Below are 14,832 nucleotides of genomic sequence, written 5' to 3' on the forward strand. Positions count from 1 at the left end.
CTATCTTGCCAGTTCTTTTATTTGCCGATCGGCATGAACCGCCGGACGTCCGACGGAATGATAAGTGAATCCTGAAACCCTCATATACTCCAACGGAAACATATTTCTGCCGTCAATGATGACCGGCTGTTTGAGCAGCTGCTTCACTCTCTGAAGATCCATCTCCTTGACTTCCGGCCAATCTGTTGTAATCAGGCATGCGTCCGCGTTTTTGATGGCACTGTACAGCTCTGTGTGATATTCAATGCCGCCGTCTCCTAATATCGCTGACGCTTCGGGAATCGCGATCGGATCATACGCTTTCACGTGAGCGCCCTGCTCTTTAAGACTTGTGATGATATCAAGAGCCGGGGCGGAGCGGACGTCATTTGTGTGCGGTTTAAAGGCCAGCCCCAGTACGGCCACGGTTTTCCCTTTTAAGGGACCGATGGCGCGGTTCAATTTTTCCGTAATACGGACCCGCTGCTTCTGATTGGTTTCAATGACGGCTTCCATCATTTGAAACGGATAGCCGGCGGCGTTTGCGATATGCAATAAAGCCGTTGTATCCTTCGGAAAGCAGGATCCGCCGAATCCGATGCCCGCCTGCAGAAATTTATTCCCGATCCGGCTGTCAAGACCGACGCCTTCTGACACGTGGGAAATGTCCGCCCCGACACGTTCGCAAATATTTGCGATATCGTTAATAAAAGATATTTTGGCGGCTAAAAAAGCATTTGCGGCATACTTAATCATTTCCGCGCTTTCAAGATTGGTCTTTACGATCTTCGTACGGAACGGCTTATGAAGCTCTTCAATGACCGAAGCGGCATGTTCGCTTGTGGCGCCGATAACCGCCCGCTCCATCTGCATCGTATCCCGCACCGCCGAACCTTCGCGGAGGAATTCAGGATTTGACGCGACATCAAACGGATATTTTCCCTTTGACGCTTCGCTGACGATTTGATAAACGAGCTTTCCCGTCCCGACCGGAACAGTGCTTTTGGTGACAATGATTTTGTATCCGTTCAGCTGTTCTCCGATTGTTTGCGCCGCTGCCTTAATGTAGGTCAGATCGGCTTCACCCGTCTTTGACATCGGCGTACCGACGGCGATATAGATGATATCAGCGGCTTTCACAGCCGGCTCAATATCGGCCGTAAAGGATAACCGCCCGGCACTGACATTTTTTTCGGCTAATTCCTCAAGCCCCGGTTCGTATATCGGGATGACTCCATTTTGCAAGCTTCTGATTTTCGCTTCATTGATGTCACAGCAAGTCACATGATGGCCGATTTCCGCAAAACAAGTTCCAGATACAAGACCTACATACCCTGTTCCTAATACAGCGATTTTTTTCACAGCTTCATCCCTCTTTCGAAAGGTTCTCCTCTTGCCCGGCCCGGTTCATTACGGATCGGTATTTCTCTTTCAGCGCTTTCGCGTTTTGGCTTGCGTCAAAATACGTGCGGACGGTTTGATAAAGTTCCTCGGCTGTTTGCGGCGTCCAAGCCTCTCCTCCGTCATATTGCAGAATCGATTCTGCCAGCGTGTCAGGTGAACCCGGCTTGATCAGCAACCCCCGGTGTTTCCCGAATAAAGAAGCCAATCCTCCGACATCGGTGCAGATTACCGGCACCTTCAGAGCGAGCGCCTCAATGACCACAGTCGGCATGCCTTCGCTGTAGGACGGCAGCGCCATTACATCCGAGGCCAGCAGATAGTCCTGTACCTTGTCGTTCGGCACTTGCCCCGTGACGATATGAGCGGCTTCACGCAATGAAGATGCGGCGGGACCGTCACCGACAAAGACGGCTTCATATCTTTCATCCAATGATTGAACGGCTTTTGATAAGTCGAAAACACCTTTCTCTTTGACAAGCCTGCCGATGAACACGATCAGTTTTTTATCCGGAGGAAGGCCGAGCCGTTTTCTGACGGCTTCTTTCGTCTCGTTCCTTTCTCGGAAGGCGTCAAGCGTGATGCCGATCGGAAGCACGCTGCACTCCGCTTCGATGAGCTTTTTCATTTGTTCCCGCAGACTGCCGCTCACAGCGTAAATATCGGCTGCTTCCCGCACCGCAAATGTAAATGCGCGATGAGCGCTTTTGCTGTAATGCGGATAGACATTGACATCACTGCCATGCAAGGTCAGCACATACGGAATGCCTAAAGCCTTTGACACAATGGCGGCCGCTCCGCCTGACGGCATGGCGAAATGCGCGTGAATCAGATCGGGCTTCAGACCATGATTTTTAATCGCGGAAAGAACCGATAACGCCATTCTTTTATGCGGCTGGGCCCATTTCAGCTGCCCGGGAACCGCCTGATAAAACGGCCGGTGGACGGACACGCCTTTCCGCCATTCATGCGCCGGCCTGATATCCTTTTTCCGATATGTCTTTTTCAGCACCCGGAATGGCGCGGCGAGTTTCGGCCGCGGACAAATGACGGTCATCTCCGCGCCAAGCTTTCTCAGTTCTTGCGCCTGTGTTTCATGAAAAACGCCTTCCCCCGGCTTCTCACTGCTCGGATATACACTTGTCATCCACAATACCTTCATAGCAAACGTCCTTTTCTTAATTTACTTTTCATATGCGGGTAAGCTTTTCCTAACAGGAATAAATAACACAACGCGCCGCAGGCTACGGAGATCACCAGCCGCAGCTTGACATCAAGGCTGATGCGCTCCGTTCCGAAGCTGGCTGTAAAAGCGATGACACCCATTGCCGCCGTAAGCAGAAACGGTTTGGCCACGGCTTTGAAGTAAGCCGACAGCCGCAGCTTAATGACATATGCCAACAGCCAGCGCCCGATCAGGAAATTCAGGATGCTGATGAAAGCGTACGTCCAGGCTACCGTCAAGAGATTTCCGGACAGCACGGCGGCGTACAAAGATGCACCATACAGCAGCATCACCCCGGCGTCCCAATAAAACGCCAGATCGGCCCGCCCTTTTGCGAGCAGCACAGATCCGTTCGGATTCATCAGGACCCTTAAAATCCCGACGATGGCGAGAACGTTTAAAACCGGGACAGCCGCCAGCCATTTTTCTCCGAATACCGAAGCCACGAATGCATCCGACACTGAAACCAAACCGAGCAAAAGCGGAAAGGATATCAGCGCGAGTATTTTGGTCATATTGAGAAAACCTTCTCTGATAACGCTGTTTTCATGCTTGTTTTTCGCAAAGACGGGAAACGCGACTCTCGTAATGATCGGATTAATTTTTAAAACCGGAAGCGTGACAATCTGGTAGGCCAGATTGTAAATGCCGAGCGCCTCGGCGCCGATAAAACTGCCGATAAGAATCATATCAATATTCGCTCCGAGCCGGTTCACAAGCCGGGAAGACAGCTGAAAGGCCCCGAAAGAAAAGAAGCCTTTCATTCCTTTCAGATCAAAAACGAACTCCGGTCTCCATGTTTTTCTGCAGGACACCCAGTACAGAATGCCTTTTGACGATTGCAGCAGCACCTGGGAAATCACATAGGCGAGAATCGGGTCCGTATAAAAAACCGCGGCCGCCAAATACACGAAGGACAGCACATTTGAAAAGATTTCAATCTTGCTTAGCGTGTTAAATGCCAGCGCTTTTTGCAGCATATACTGGTATTGCTGACCGATCGGCGCGATTAAAAACATGACGGCCAGCACGCGGATTAAATAGACAAGCTCCTCCCGCCGATAAAAATCGGCGATGAGCGGACTGCTGAAAAACAGCAGCGCAAACAGCGCAAGCCCCGTTATGATATTCAGCCAGTACAAGGAAGACATCTGTTTATCAGTCACATGATCTTTTTGAATGAGCGCGGCGCCAAAACCCATATCAAGCGCAATTTGGGCAAACACCACTACTGTTGTGATCATGCCGACAAGGCCGAATTCAGCCAGTGACATGACCCGCCCGAGCAGGGCGAATTGGACGATTTGAATGACCGTAATACACGCTGTCGAAATACTTGTCCATTTGGCGCCGCTCAAGATTTGATTTGTAATACTAGGCATCGTTTTCCCTACTTTTTTGTCTGCTGACCAGAATTTTTATCGCGCCCCGTCACCGGTCCAGATCACTTTGCACGTTTTGAGCATAATCTTCAGTTCCAATGAAAAGGTCAGGTTGCGGATATAATATAAGTCAAACATCAGTTTTTCCCTCGGTGTCATGTCATATCCCCCGTTGACCTGCGCCCAGCCGCTTAATCCCGGCTTAACGGCCAGCCGCTCCGTAAACCCCGGAATCTCAGCCTGAAACTGTTCCGTAAACACGGGCCGCTCGGGACGCGGGCCGATCAGGCTCATTTCTCCCCGAAGCACATTTACCAGCTGCGGCAGCTCATCAATACGGGTCCTTCTGATAAAAGCGCCGACCTTTGTCACGCGGGGATCCTTTTTCAGCGCCCAAACCGCCCCCGATTTTTCAGCATCTATTTTCATAGAGCGGAGCTTATACAAATAAAACGGCTTCCCGTCTTTGCCTACCCGCTCCTGCTTATAAAAAGCCGGGCCGGGCGACTCCAAACGAATCAGTATGGAGAACAGGCCCATCACCGGGAGCGCCGCCAAGAGCCCCGCAAGCGCAAACACAATGTCCATGAATCGCTTAAAAGCCAAATAACGGGCCGTTCTTTCCGTAACGGCAGCGGAAGTCCCCTGCCGCACTGCATAGTTATTATTTACATTCATGCTTTTCTCTGCTCCCACTGACACACACCTCACGATTTGTTGGGATGTTTGATGACCTATGCCGTGAGTTTAGCAGATGGATGTTAATTGGAAGTAAAGGAAGCGTTAATGTTTATTAGAATGTTTCGATTATTGTTTTTTTATTGTAAATCTATTCATATCCATAAACAGCGGTTACTATAATTGAAAAGGATCATTATGAGCGGAAAACAACGAAAAAGCCTGCCGATCAATTTTGACCAGCAGGCTCGTACACAAATATATAAAAGTTTTACTTATAATAAGACACGATTCCATCATTGATGGCTGCAGCTGCCTTTTCCTTATAGGATGCTTGCTTTAATTTACTTGCATCAGACGGATTCGTAATAAAAGCCGTCTCTACTAATACACTAGGCATTTTGGAATACTTAATGACATAAAACGGAGCTGTTTTAACCTCTCTGTCTCTTGTTTTTAATGCATTAACAACCCTAGGCTGAATTTGTCCTGCCAGGCGTTTGCTTGCAGCAGCTTGATATGTCTCATCATAGTAGGTTTCAGTTCCGTTTGCAGAAGTTGCATCATTTGCATTGCCGTGAACGCTGATGAATAAATCCGCTCCTGCGGTTGCACCTTTATTTACCCTTTCCTGCAACGAATAAAATGTATCATTAGACCTCGTCATGACCGGCAGAGCACCTGAAGCATTTAATTTTGTATTCAGCCTTTTAGCGATATCAAGATTGACGTCTTTTTCTAAAATGCCGTTACCTATAGAACCGGAATCTTTCCCTCCATGACCCGGATCAATTAAAATTGTTTTTCCTGCTGCCGGATTTTTCAGCTGGTTTGCAACATTTGAGCTGACAGCCGGGGTATTCCCGATAATGGTAAAGCTGCTTAATTTTTTTCTCCCGATGATGACTCTTGTTTCTTTTGAAAGATTGCTGCCGTTTGTCAGAATGATAGATTGTTTTTTCTTTGCAGCAAGAGCAGCACCCGCTATGGAGTCTGCATACCCGAAACCATTGCTGACGAATACATTGCCTGTCGGAAGATTTAATTGCTGAACTAGATTGGCCGCAAGTTCGTATCGATTGCTTCCGCTGATTCTTTTTGGAGAAGGAAGTTTATTAAAGACAGAGGCATTTATGCTCCCGGTTCCCCCTGCTACAATAGAGCTTTTGATCCCCTTGCTTTTTATAGCTCCTGCTGTCGCACTGTTGATATCTGTTTGATTCGTAAACAAAATTGGATATCCGTTCATTGCGGCATATGGAATTGCAGCTATTGCGTCAGCATATAAAAATCCGTTTGCAATAACGGCTTTTGAAGCGGCAGGCATTTCCTTTGCTACTTTAGCTGCCGTATCATATCGGTTGCTTCCTGAAATTCTCTTAACACTGATGCCGAGCGCTTTGATTTGATTTGCTGTATTTGCTGACACAGCAGGCGTTCCGCCGACAATAATGACCGTTTTTGTTTTTAATTCTTTCAGACGGGTTTTCGTCTCTGATGACAAATTATCTTTGTTTGTGTAAAGCAGCGGAGCATTTTTCTGATATGCCATCGGGGCAGCAGATATAGCATCTGCATACGAGCCTCCGCCGACGACAACAGCTGTACTCGCTGTTGAATACACCTGCTTGGAAAGCGCAGCAGCCGTACCGTACCTGTTGCTTCCCCCTACTCTTTTAACCGCATTGTCAGCTAAGGCTGACGGGATAAATAAGATGAGTCCCAGCATAGAAATGATCAGGACTTTAAGATAAGAACGCAATTGCCTTCCTCCTGCTCTCTTTTATTTAATAGTCAGTCAATGTGGTGCCCGGATAATAAAATTTTAAAATTGAACTATATGAATCTCCTGAATCCGCTCTTGCCTTAGCGCCGTATTGGCTCATGCCGATGCCGTGTCCGTATCCCTTTCCGCTGATTGTAAAAGCAGAACCGTTTTGACTGACGGTCACATAAGTGCTTTTAAACACGGAGGCTCCGATCATCGTTCTCAATTCAGTCACCGGCACAGTCATTGAAGATGTTTTATTTGCCTCGTAATTTCCATTGTTTTGTTTGATAGCGTAATTCACTTTCAAAGTTGCTGTTTTAGCCCGCTGTCCTTTAGTTGTTCCGCTGAATGTAAAATCTTCTATTTTTAAAATTTTAATGGCGGAAGCGCCTGTTTCCTTATTTTTCAAAATCCAATTTTTAATACCGCTCAGTTGAGATGCATTTGTCTCATTCTTTGAAGCAAACCAAGAGGCCGGCTTATTTACATCAATTGAATCCGGATTGATTTGCTGCTTAGAAAGCGTCAGACTCCAGGCAGTTTGAGGATCTTTTGTGTCTTTTTTCGCAGTTAAATAAGGAACGCTTGAACCCCACACTTCGCCGCTTGATTCTGTATAACCGCCATTACTTGATGAATAAGCCGCCGTAATTAAATTCCCTTTGTAAGTCAGCACCTTATTTTTTGTCTGCTGCACCGCTTTCGTTGTATTGGCATTCCAGCTGTACCCGCCATATACTTGAAAAGCAGTAGTATCAGCAACAGTGCTCCCGGTCTTCGTAATTGAGTATGTTCTTGCCGCAACCGTTTGCGCCTTCAGCGCTTCAAGAGACCAGCTTGCAGGCATTTCATTCGGTACGACACCTTTTAAATAATCTTCAAAAGGAATGTTTTCATTTACAGGTCTGATATATTTGCCTGACTCTATTGAAAAATTAACCGTCCCCAAGTATTCTTTTCCATTCAAACTGATCCGGTTGGATTCATTGTACGTTTCCGGTTTTATTCTCAATGAATTCCCATATGTTTTAATATGATTAAGATTTAACTTTCCATTATTGATTTGTAAGTTGTATGTGCTCCCGCCGGCTAAGTAAAAATGGTTTGAAAGCTCATTTTCAACCCCGGCGGAAATGGAGCTCGTACTTCCGATAAAGTCGTATGCATACGACGCCTTCTCTTTTGTCACTGATTTAGCTGCTGAAGGAACATCATCTTGTTTGATATATAATATTTGGCTGTTTTTTTTGGCGGCTAAAGAAGCGCCAACCAGGACATCAGCATATTTCGTTCCATTAGTCATGACGACTTTATCAGCCTTCAACTTTAGCTGATTAATAATATTAGCAGTCAATTCATACCGTGTTGATCCGGGTATTCGCTGCACAGTTGAAGTTTTTTTAATTTGATTTTCTACAGCATCACTCACGCTGAACGAACTCCCGATAATTATGACTTGCTTCGGAAGATCATAATCCGGCAATTTATCCTTTTCAGTCAGTAAAATGGGATAGCCGTTTGCAGCGGCATACGGAGCAATGGCTAAAGCGTCTTGAAAAACATTCCCTGTTACAACAATTGCTTTATCGTAATTTCCCATTTGTTTTGCAATGTTTTCAGACAGAACATAACGGTTTTTCCCGCTGATTCTTTTCACAGCTCCATAAGACTTAAGCTTATTTTCAACGTCCTTTGAAATGCTTTTAGCCCCGCCGATGACCAGAATATTATCGGGATTGAACTTAGCAATCTGTTTTTCTGTTGTTTTCGTCAAAGTGTCCGGCTGTGTAAATAACACCGGCGCATCCAATTTTTTTGCCAGAGGAATTACTGGTAATGCGTCGATAAAAACATCACGATTGACGAGAATAACGGTTTTAGGATTCGTCCATTGAGAGTCAGATGCAAGAGCCGCCGTCTCATATCGGGATGCCCCCGAAAAGCGGTTGGTTACAGACACATGATCACCGGTAACCTGATAAAAACCGGTTGGAGATAAAGAAATGCTTGATTGATTTCCTATGTAATTTGTCAGCTTAACAGATATATTTGAATCTGCCGCAAAGGAAACCGCCGGTATAAGCAATATAACAACAGCTAGAGTCAGTCCTATTAAATGTTTGCAAGTTTTCAAGATTACAGCGTCCCCCTGTTCATTAATTTGCCGGTTCGATATCCTTCAGCATAAGCTGTCCCTTGCTATTTTTTTGATATTTTACTGTCACTTTGTCGCCATTATCCAAATTCTTAACATCGGCGGCTGATTCTTCAGTGATATCAAAACTTACTGGTTCATGATCCACAGTGACTTCTATTGTATGAGTATCCGCCAGTCCTACATAAGTGCCCTCTTTCGTGACCAGCTTTTCACCCGCATCCTCGCCCTGAGATTTTTCATTGTTAACTCCGCACCCGGCGAGAAGCAGTATAAAGAACAAACATCCAAAAATTTTTTTCATTTTTTTCACCTCATTATGGATTATCGACAATATATTATTATTTTAAAGAAAAATTAAGAAACATTGAAACTTTTTTCGATAACATTCGACTATATTAGGATTTATTGTATTCTATTATAAAAAAATGCATTTGCTGGGAGTCCCGATTTCCAATTAAAACAGATGAGGTGTATTGAGATGAGAAGTAAACGAAGAAAAAAGAAAAAGACTTTGTTACTGGTCTTTCTGACAATCATCGGCATTTTTATTTTAGTTTCCGGCGGCTTTACATACTACCTATGGCATAAAGCGGCATCAACCGTCGCAAGCATTCACGAAGACATTAACAAATCGAATAAACGCAGGACTGAGGTGAAAATAAATAAACACGAACCGTTCTCTGTCTTGATCATGGGAGTAGACGAACGTAAAAATGATAAAGGAAGGGCCGACTCGCTCATTTACCTTACAGTCAATCCAAAGACAAAAACAACGGAAATGGTCAGTATTCCGCGTGACACTTATACAAAAATTATCGGCAAAGGCACGATGGATAAAATCAATCATTCATATGCATTTGGCGGTACGCAAATGGCAGTAGATACTGTGGAGAGCTTCTTGAACCTGCCTGTAGATTATTTCATTAAAGTAAACATGGAAAGCTTTAAAGATGTCGTTGACACTTTAGGAGGCATCACTGTCAACAGTACATTCGCTTTCAACTATGACGGTTATTCCTTCAGCAAAGGCAATATTTCATTAAACGGTGATGAAGCCCTCGCTTACTCACGAATGAGAAAAGAAGATCCTAAAGGGGATTTCGGACGCCAAGACAGACAGCGGCAGATTATAGAGGGTATTATCAATAAAGGGGCAAGTATCTCTTCTGTCACGAGATTCGGAGATATGTTTAAAGTAGTAGAGAACAATGTAAAAACGAATTTAACCTTTGATGATATGTGGGATATTCAATCCGGTTATAAAGATGCCCGCAAGAAAGTGATTCAGCATGAGCTGAAGGGTGACGGCACCAAAATCGACGGAATTTACTATTATAAAGCAGATGAAAACGGACTTGCCTCCATTACTAAAGAATTGAGAAGCAGCCTCAACCTTTAAACTAATGCAGAAAAAGCAGCTTCGCATAATTTATGCGGAGCTGCTTTTTTGTTACACTTCAAAAGAATCAGGATGCTCTGAACGCAGTCCGAATTGATAGAGCAGTCCCTCAGCAATCCTTCTTGACGCCATGCCATCTCCATAGGGATTAGATGCCCGCGACATTTTTTCATATTCCTGCTTGTCTGTCAGCAGCTGTTTTGCCATCTGATAAATCGTTTCTTCATCAGTACCGGCTAATTTCAGAGTGCCCGCCTCCACTCCCTCGGGCCGTTCAGTAGTATCGCGCAATACGAGAACCGGCTTTCCTAAGGAAGGAGCTTCCTCCTGAACGCCTCCTGAATCAGTTAAAATAAAATACGACCTTGACGCAAAATTGTGGAAATCAATCACTTCAAGAGGTTCAATTAAATGGACGCGCTCCGAATCACCAAAGTGCTTATCAGCAGCTTCACGTACAGCAGGATTCAGGTGTACCGGATAAACGACTTGCACATCGCTGAATTCATCTGCGATCCGGCGGATGGCTTTAAACATATGTTCCATCGGCTGACCTAAATTTTCCCGGCGATGCGCCGTCAGTAAAATCATTCTGTCATTGCCGATTTTCTCAATAATGTTATGGGAATATTCAGAGTGAACCGTTGTATGCAAAGCATCAATCGCTGTATTTCCGGTAACAAAAATGGAGCTTTCTTTTTTATTCTCATTCAATAAATTTTGCTTCGCTTGCTGAGTCGGAGCAAAGTGAATATCAGCAAGCGCTCCGGTCATTTGGCGGTTCAATTCTTCCGGAAAAGGTGAATATTTGTTGCCCGTCCGCAATCCGGCCTCCACGTGTCCGACTGCAATCTGGTGATAGAAAGCTGCAAGGCTTCCGGCAAAGGTCGTTGTCGTGTCACCATGAACAAGAACAATATCAGGTTTGATTTCCTTAAACAGGCCGTCCAGTTTTACCAGGGCGTTTGAAGTAATTTCAGCCAGCGTCTGCCGTTCTTTCATAATATTCAAATCAAAGTCAGGCTTAATTTGAAATGCGTGAAGAACTTGATCCAGCATTTGTCTATGCTGGGCAGTCACAGTGACATATGATTCTATTTCAGGGCGTTTTTTTAATTCGAGCACAAGGGGCGCCATTTTTATCGCTTCAGGCCTTGTACCGAATACCGTCATGACTTTAAGTTTTTTCATATCTCTTTCTCCTGTATCAAGTTTGTGATCATTTTTCATTATCAACCCATTTTACACGATATGATCCGCCGGTTAAATATCTTGTATTATTTTTCCCCTAAATGAAAAAGGATATATCATTAAGGCTTTACGGATAAAACTTGTTTAATAATGGTTTATCTTATATCATTAAAAGTGTTAAAAATGAAATATCGGGTATACAGAAAATATCAGCAAGCCTGAGTCTGTATAGATATCATAACTTATATTTAAGTGACGCTAAGGAAGGTGCTTTAAAGTGAAAAAAGTACGCAAAGCCATAATTCCCGCTGCAGGTTTAGGGACACGCTTTCTGCCGGCAACAAAAGCCATGCCGAAAGAGATGCTTCCGATTGTAGACAAACCAACGATTCAATACATAATTGAAGAAGCGGTTGAAGCGGGTATTGAAGACATTATTATTGTTACGGGAAAAAGCAAGAGAGCCATTGAAGACCATTTTGATTACTCACCAGAGCTGGAAAGAAACCTAGAAGAAAAAGGGAAGACCGAACTCTTAGAAAAAGTCCGAAAAGCCTCTAATCTTGCTGACATTCATTATATCCGGCAAAAGGAGCCAAAAGGTCTTGGACATGCCGTTTGGTGCGCACGTAATTTTATCGGTGACGAGCCATTTGCCGTCCTTCTCGGAGATGATATCGTTCAAGCTGAAAAACCAGGGCTTCGCCAGCTGATGGATGAATATGAAAAAACACTTTCTTCTATTATAGGGGTTCAGCAAGTGCCTGAAGAAGAAACCCATCGTTACGGAATTATTGATCCGCTGACAAGTGAAGGCCGCAGATATCAGGTGAAGAACTTTGTTGAGAAGCCGGCTCAAGGGACTGCTCCGTCCAATCTGGCAATACTGGGACGTTATGTCTTCACTCCTGAAATCTTCATGTATCTTGAAGAACAGCAAATTGGTGCCGGAGGGGAAATTCAGCTTACAGACGCTATTCAAAAGCTGAATGAAATCCAGCGGGTTTTTGCTTACGATTTTGAGGGCAAAAGATATGATGTTGGTGAAAAACTAGGTTTTATTACCACTACATTAGAATTTGCGATGCAGGATCGTGAACTGCGTGATCACCTTATCCCTTTCATGGAAGACCTGTTAAGAAAAGATGAATTATAAGAAAAAAAGCTGTTGGATTTATTCCAACAGCTTTTTATTTTAAAATGCAGGTTAAAGTTTGATTATCGTTATTGATAATAAAAGCGTATTTATCATTTGCCGCAATAAATTGCCGATCACTGCTGCCCTTTATAACACCTTTATTATTCAGGGATAGATCTGCCGGAGTAATAGCTGATATTCCTCTGAAAACAAGCTGCTCGGCCTTGCCATTATTCACTGCATAACTGACCTCGCCATTTTTAAGATATAGCGTCTCCCGGCCGTTCACCACTTCTTTCTGCAACTCTTTCATTTCTTGCTGGATATCATTAACGCGCTCACCGAGATGCGACACAAGTTGATCAGCATCACCCTGCTTTACATACGGAGAAAAAGCGGATGCTTTCACATTTGAATTTTTTTCGTTATAGACCGCTGCGTTTTCTGGGATATAGTACGTTTTATTGTTGACCTCAATCTTTGCTGATTGCCTGTCTTCAGATACCACTTTCACCTGAGCACCGAACGGAATAAGGAAGTCCGCCTTTTTTTTCAGCTCTGTATCTTTATAGGCCTGCGTCTGGTCTTTTAATACGAAACCTTTTTTGTTCACCAATATCTGGTCTTTCCCCTTGTTAACATCATCTTGATATCCGATCTTACCGAACGAAGCGATCGTACGAAGCGGGGCGCTGAAAAACATGGTTCCGGCCATAAACACAAGCAGTATTGATAAAATAGCAATTTGAATAGCATTGACTGCTGATCCGGATTTATTTTTTTTCTTTTGTTCCTTCACAATTGCCTGCTGCTCAGGCGATTCTTTTTTACGTTCAGCAACCTGATCTTTCTTATATTTCTCTTTGTCTTTTTTGGAGAGCTTATTAAACCAATCGATAAAGGCTTTGTACTCTTTGACTACGGTTTTAGTATCGTCGAACATTCTTAATTCACCATAGTGCATCCAAGCCACACGGTCACACATTTTTTCAATCTGACCGATGGAATGACTCACAAAGAAAATGGTTTTTCCTCGTTCTTTAAATTCCTGGATTCGGTCGACACATTTCTGATAAAATGTCTGATCCCCGACAGAGAGGGCTTCATCAATGATTAAAATATCCGGATCTATATGCACGGATATCGCAAAGCCGAGGCGGGACTTCATACCGCTAGAATAGTTTTTCACCGGCTGATTAATAAAATCACCAATCTCAGCAAACTCAACTATGCTTTCATACATCTCATCGATTTCTTTATTGGTCAGCCCCATCATTAAACATTTGAGTCTAATGTTATCCCGGCCCGTCAAAGCATTATTTAAACCGGCTGCAATCGCGATCAGCGACGGCTGGCCGTTCATTTCAATTTCACCGCTTGTCGGCGGTATTACTTTTGCAAGCAGATTGGACATCGTCGATTTACCCGATCCGTTAATTCCTACAAAGCCGATTGTCTCCCCTTCATATACATCAAAGGAGACATTTCGCACAGCGAAAAAACCGTTATCTTTAGCAGGGAAAAACAAACCTTTTATTTTGTCCGACTGTTTTTCATAAAGATGATACTGCTTTGAAACATTTCGAAACGAAACCTTTAGTTTCATTGTACAATCTCCTTACGTATTAAAGAAAGTCAATAAACTTATCTCTGAATTTCATGTGTAAAACTGAACCGACTGTTAATAAAAATAAGGTGAACAGCCAGAAATACAGTGTATACTTCACATCTTGAAAGAACCACTGGCCATCTAAGAAACTGTTCCTGAATCCGTCAATAATATAGAACAGCGGATTCAGCTTCAGGACCGGCACCAATTCCGGGTGATCTGCCCCCAGTTTCGAGTGAATGTCCCAAAAAATCGGCAGCAGGAAAAATAAAAGTCTTGTCACTGCCTGCAGAAGAAACTGATAGTCTCGGATCAGCACGCTGATTGTCGAATTAAATAAGCTGAACGAAAATAAGAAAGCCATCAGACAAACAAAATAATAAATATATTGAAGCCAATGAAGGCTCGGATAGATTCCGCTGGCGAGCAATGCAATGATATAGATCACCATCATAATTGCATAACTGAACAAATTAGAAGCGATGGCGACAGACGGCAAAGAACTGATTGGGAAATTCATTTTAGCAACCATTTTAATTCTTTTAAATACACTATTTGATCCGTCCAGTATTGTCGGGCTTATAAAAAACCACGGTATCAGACCTGCAAGCATCCACAGAATAAAAGGCACTTCTCCGGCACCTGTAGCCATCGGCCCCCCTTTTCTGATCCCCAATCCAAAAACAAACCAATAGGCGAGCATTTGAATAAGAGGATTTAAAAACTGCCATAAAACGCCTAAATAATTCATTTGATATTTAGACTTTGTTTCGTAGGCCGCTAATCGCATGATTAAAGGAAATGATGTTACTTGCTCTTTTAGTATTTTCACTACAGCATTCATTTTAATCTTCCTTAGGTTGATTTGATTTTATAAAGCATCGCTGATAATTGTACCAGA

At 43.8% G+C, this 14,832-nt stretch carries 12 protein-coding genes; 2 read left to right on the plus strand and 10 right to left on the minus strand.

From position 1 onward, the window contains the following. The 7 genes from tuaD to SB847_RS13500 all read right to left on the minus strand — a co-directional run bounded on the left by tuaD (position 1) and on the right by SB847_RS13500 (position 8,895). Positions 1 to 1,341 (minus strand): UDP-glucose 6-dehydrogenase TuaD, encoded by a 1,341-nt coding sequence (tuaD, locus tag SB847_RS13470; RefSeq protein WP_017418810.1) that lies wholly within the window; start codon positions 1,339 to 1,341, stop codon positions 1 to 3. 4 nt (positions 1,342 to 1,345) lie between these two features. Beyond that, entirely contained in the window at positions 1,346 to 2,542 is a 1,197-nt protein-coding gene (gene tuaC, locus SB847_RS13475) for a teichuronic acid biosynthesis protein TuaC (RefSeq protein WP_410563800.1), read from the minus strand. Next, positions 2,539 to 3,987: a teichuronic acid biosynthesis protein TuaB gene (gene tuaB / locus SB847_RS13480; protein WP_406528503.1), complete on the minus strand. Its 1,449-nt coding sequence runs from the start codon at positions 3,985 to 3,987 to the stop codon at positions 2,539 to 2,541. The genes tuaC and tuaB overlap by 4 nt, the downstream gene beginning before the upstream one ends. Before the next feature lie 36 nt (positions 3,988 to 4,023). Continuing rightward, complete coding sequence (locus SB847_RS13485; protein ID WP_003151373.1) at positions 4,024 to 4,683, minus strand: exopolysaccharide biosynthesis polyprenyl glycosylphosphotransferase; 660 nt, start codon at positions 4,681 to 4,683, stop codon at positions 4,024 to 4,026. 253 nt (positions 4,684 to 4,936) lie between these two features. Further along, positions 4,937 to 6,427 carry an N-acetylmuramoyl-L-alanine amidase gene (locus tag SB847_RS13490; protein WP_015240695.1) on the minus strand — a complete coding sequence of 497 codons (1,491 nt, stop codon included), beginning with the start codon at positions 6,425 to 6,427 and terminating at the stop codon, positions 4,937 to 4,939. Between the two features lie 25 nt (positions 6,428 to 6,452). Next, positions 6,453 to 8,570, minus strand: a complete 2,118-nt coding sequence (locus SB847_RS13495) for a SpoIID/LytB domain-containing protein (protein ID WP_410577943.1) — start codon at positions 8,568 to 8,570, stop codon at positions 6,453 to 6,455. Between the two features lie 22 nt (positions 8,571 to 8,592). After that, positions 8,593 to 8,895 carry a hypothetical protein gene (locus tag SB847_RS13500; RefSeq protein ID WP_410577944.1) on the minus strand — a complete coding sequence of 101 codons (303 nt, stop codon included), beginning with the start codon at positions 8,893 to 8,895 and terminating at the stop codon, positions 8,593 to 8,595. Between the two features lie 177 nt (positions 8,896 to 9,072). Between SB847_RS13500 and tagU the strand changes: the two genes are divergently transcribed. Beyond that, a complete protein-coding gene (gene tagU, locus SB847_RS13505) occupies positions 9,073 to 9,993 on the plus strand; it encodes a polyisoprenyl-teichoic acid--peptidoglycan teichoic acid transferase TagU (RefSeq protein ID WP_044801929.1) in 921 nt (306 codons plus the stop codon). Positions 9,994 to 10,044: 51 nt separating this feature from the next. Here the strand turns inward: tagU and wecB are convergent, their stop codons facing one another. Next, positions 10,045 to 11,184 (minus strand): non-hydrolyzing UDP-N-acetylglucosamine 2-epimerase, encoded by a 1,140-nt coding sequence (gene wecB, locus SB847_RS13510; RefSeq protein ID WP_015240699.1) that lies wholly within the window; start codon positions 11,182 to 11,184, stop codon positions 10,045 to 10,047. Between the two features lie 277 nt (positions 11,185 to 11,461). Here wecB and galU point away from each other — a divergent pair, with 277 nt between their 5' ends. Then, the gene (galU, locus tag SB847_RS13515; RefSeq protein WP_044801930.1) at positions 11,462 to 12,340 is read left to right on the plus strand and encodes a UTP--glucose-1-phosphate uridylyltransferase GalU; all 879 of its coding nucleotides are present in this window, start codon (positions 11,462 to 11,464) and stop codon (positions 12,338 to 12,340) included. A gap of 34 nt (positions 12,341 to 12,374) precedes the next feature. Here the strand turns inward: galU and tagH are convergent, their stop codons facing one another. Further along, positions 12,375 to 13,928, minus strand: a complete 1,554-nt coding sequence (tagH, locus tag SB847_RS13520; protein WP_044801931.1) for a teichoic acids export ABC transporter ATP-binding subunit TagH — start codon at positions 13,926 to 13,928, stop codon at positions 12,375 to 12,377. 19 nt (positions 13,929 to 13,947) lie between these two features. Next, complete coding sequence (gene tagG, locus SB847_RS13525; RefSeq protein WP_015240701.1) at positions 13,948 to 14,775, minus strand: teichoic acids export ABC transporter permease subunit TagG; 828 nt, start codon at positions 14,773 to 14,775, stop codon at positions 13,948 to 13,950. Between the last annotated feature and the right edge of the window lie 57 nt (positions 14,776 to 14,832).

Origin of the sequence: Bacillus sp. SIMBA_026 (assembly GCF_046535335.1) — a bacterium.
Lineage (GTDB): Bacteria > Bacillota > Bacilli > Bacillales > Bacillaceae > Bacillus > Bacillus velezensis.

What these genes read in the sequence shown, in the direction of transcription:
- tuaC (WP_410563800.1), bottom strand. Translation starts at nt 2,542, where the DNA reads ATGAAGGTATTGTGGATGACAAGTGTATATCCGAGCAGTGAGAAGCCG.
- tuaB (WP_406528503.1), bottom strand. Translation starts at nt 3,987, where the DNA reads ATGCCTAGTATTACAAATCAAATCTTGAGCGGCGCCAAATGGACAAGT.
- SB847_RS13500 (WP_410577944.1), bottom strand. Translation starts at nt 8,895, where the DNA reads ATGAAAAAAATTTTTGGATGTTTGTTCTTTATACTGCTTCTCGCCGGG.
- tagU (WP_044801929.1), top strand. Translation starts at nt 9,073, where the DNA reads ATGAGAAGTAAACGAAGAAAAAAGAAAAAGACTTTGTTACTGGTCTTT.
- wecB (WP_015240699.1), bottom strand. Translation starts at nt 11,184, where the DNA reads ATGAAAAAACTTAAAGTCATGACGGTATTCGGTACAAGGCCTGAAGCG.
- tagH (WP_044801931.1), bottom strand. Translation starts at nt 13,928, where the DNA reads ATGAAACTAAAGGTTTCGTTTCGAAATGTTTCAAAGCAGTATCATCTT.
- tagG (WP_015240701.1), bottom strand. Translation starts at nt 14,775, where the DNA reads ATGAATGCTGTAGTGAAAATACTAAAAGAGCAAGTAACATCATTTCCT.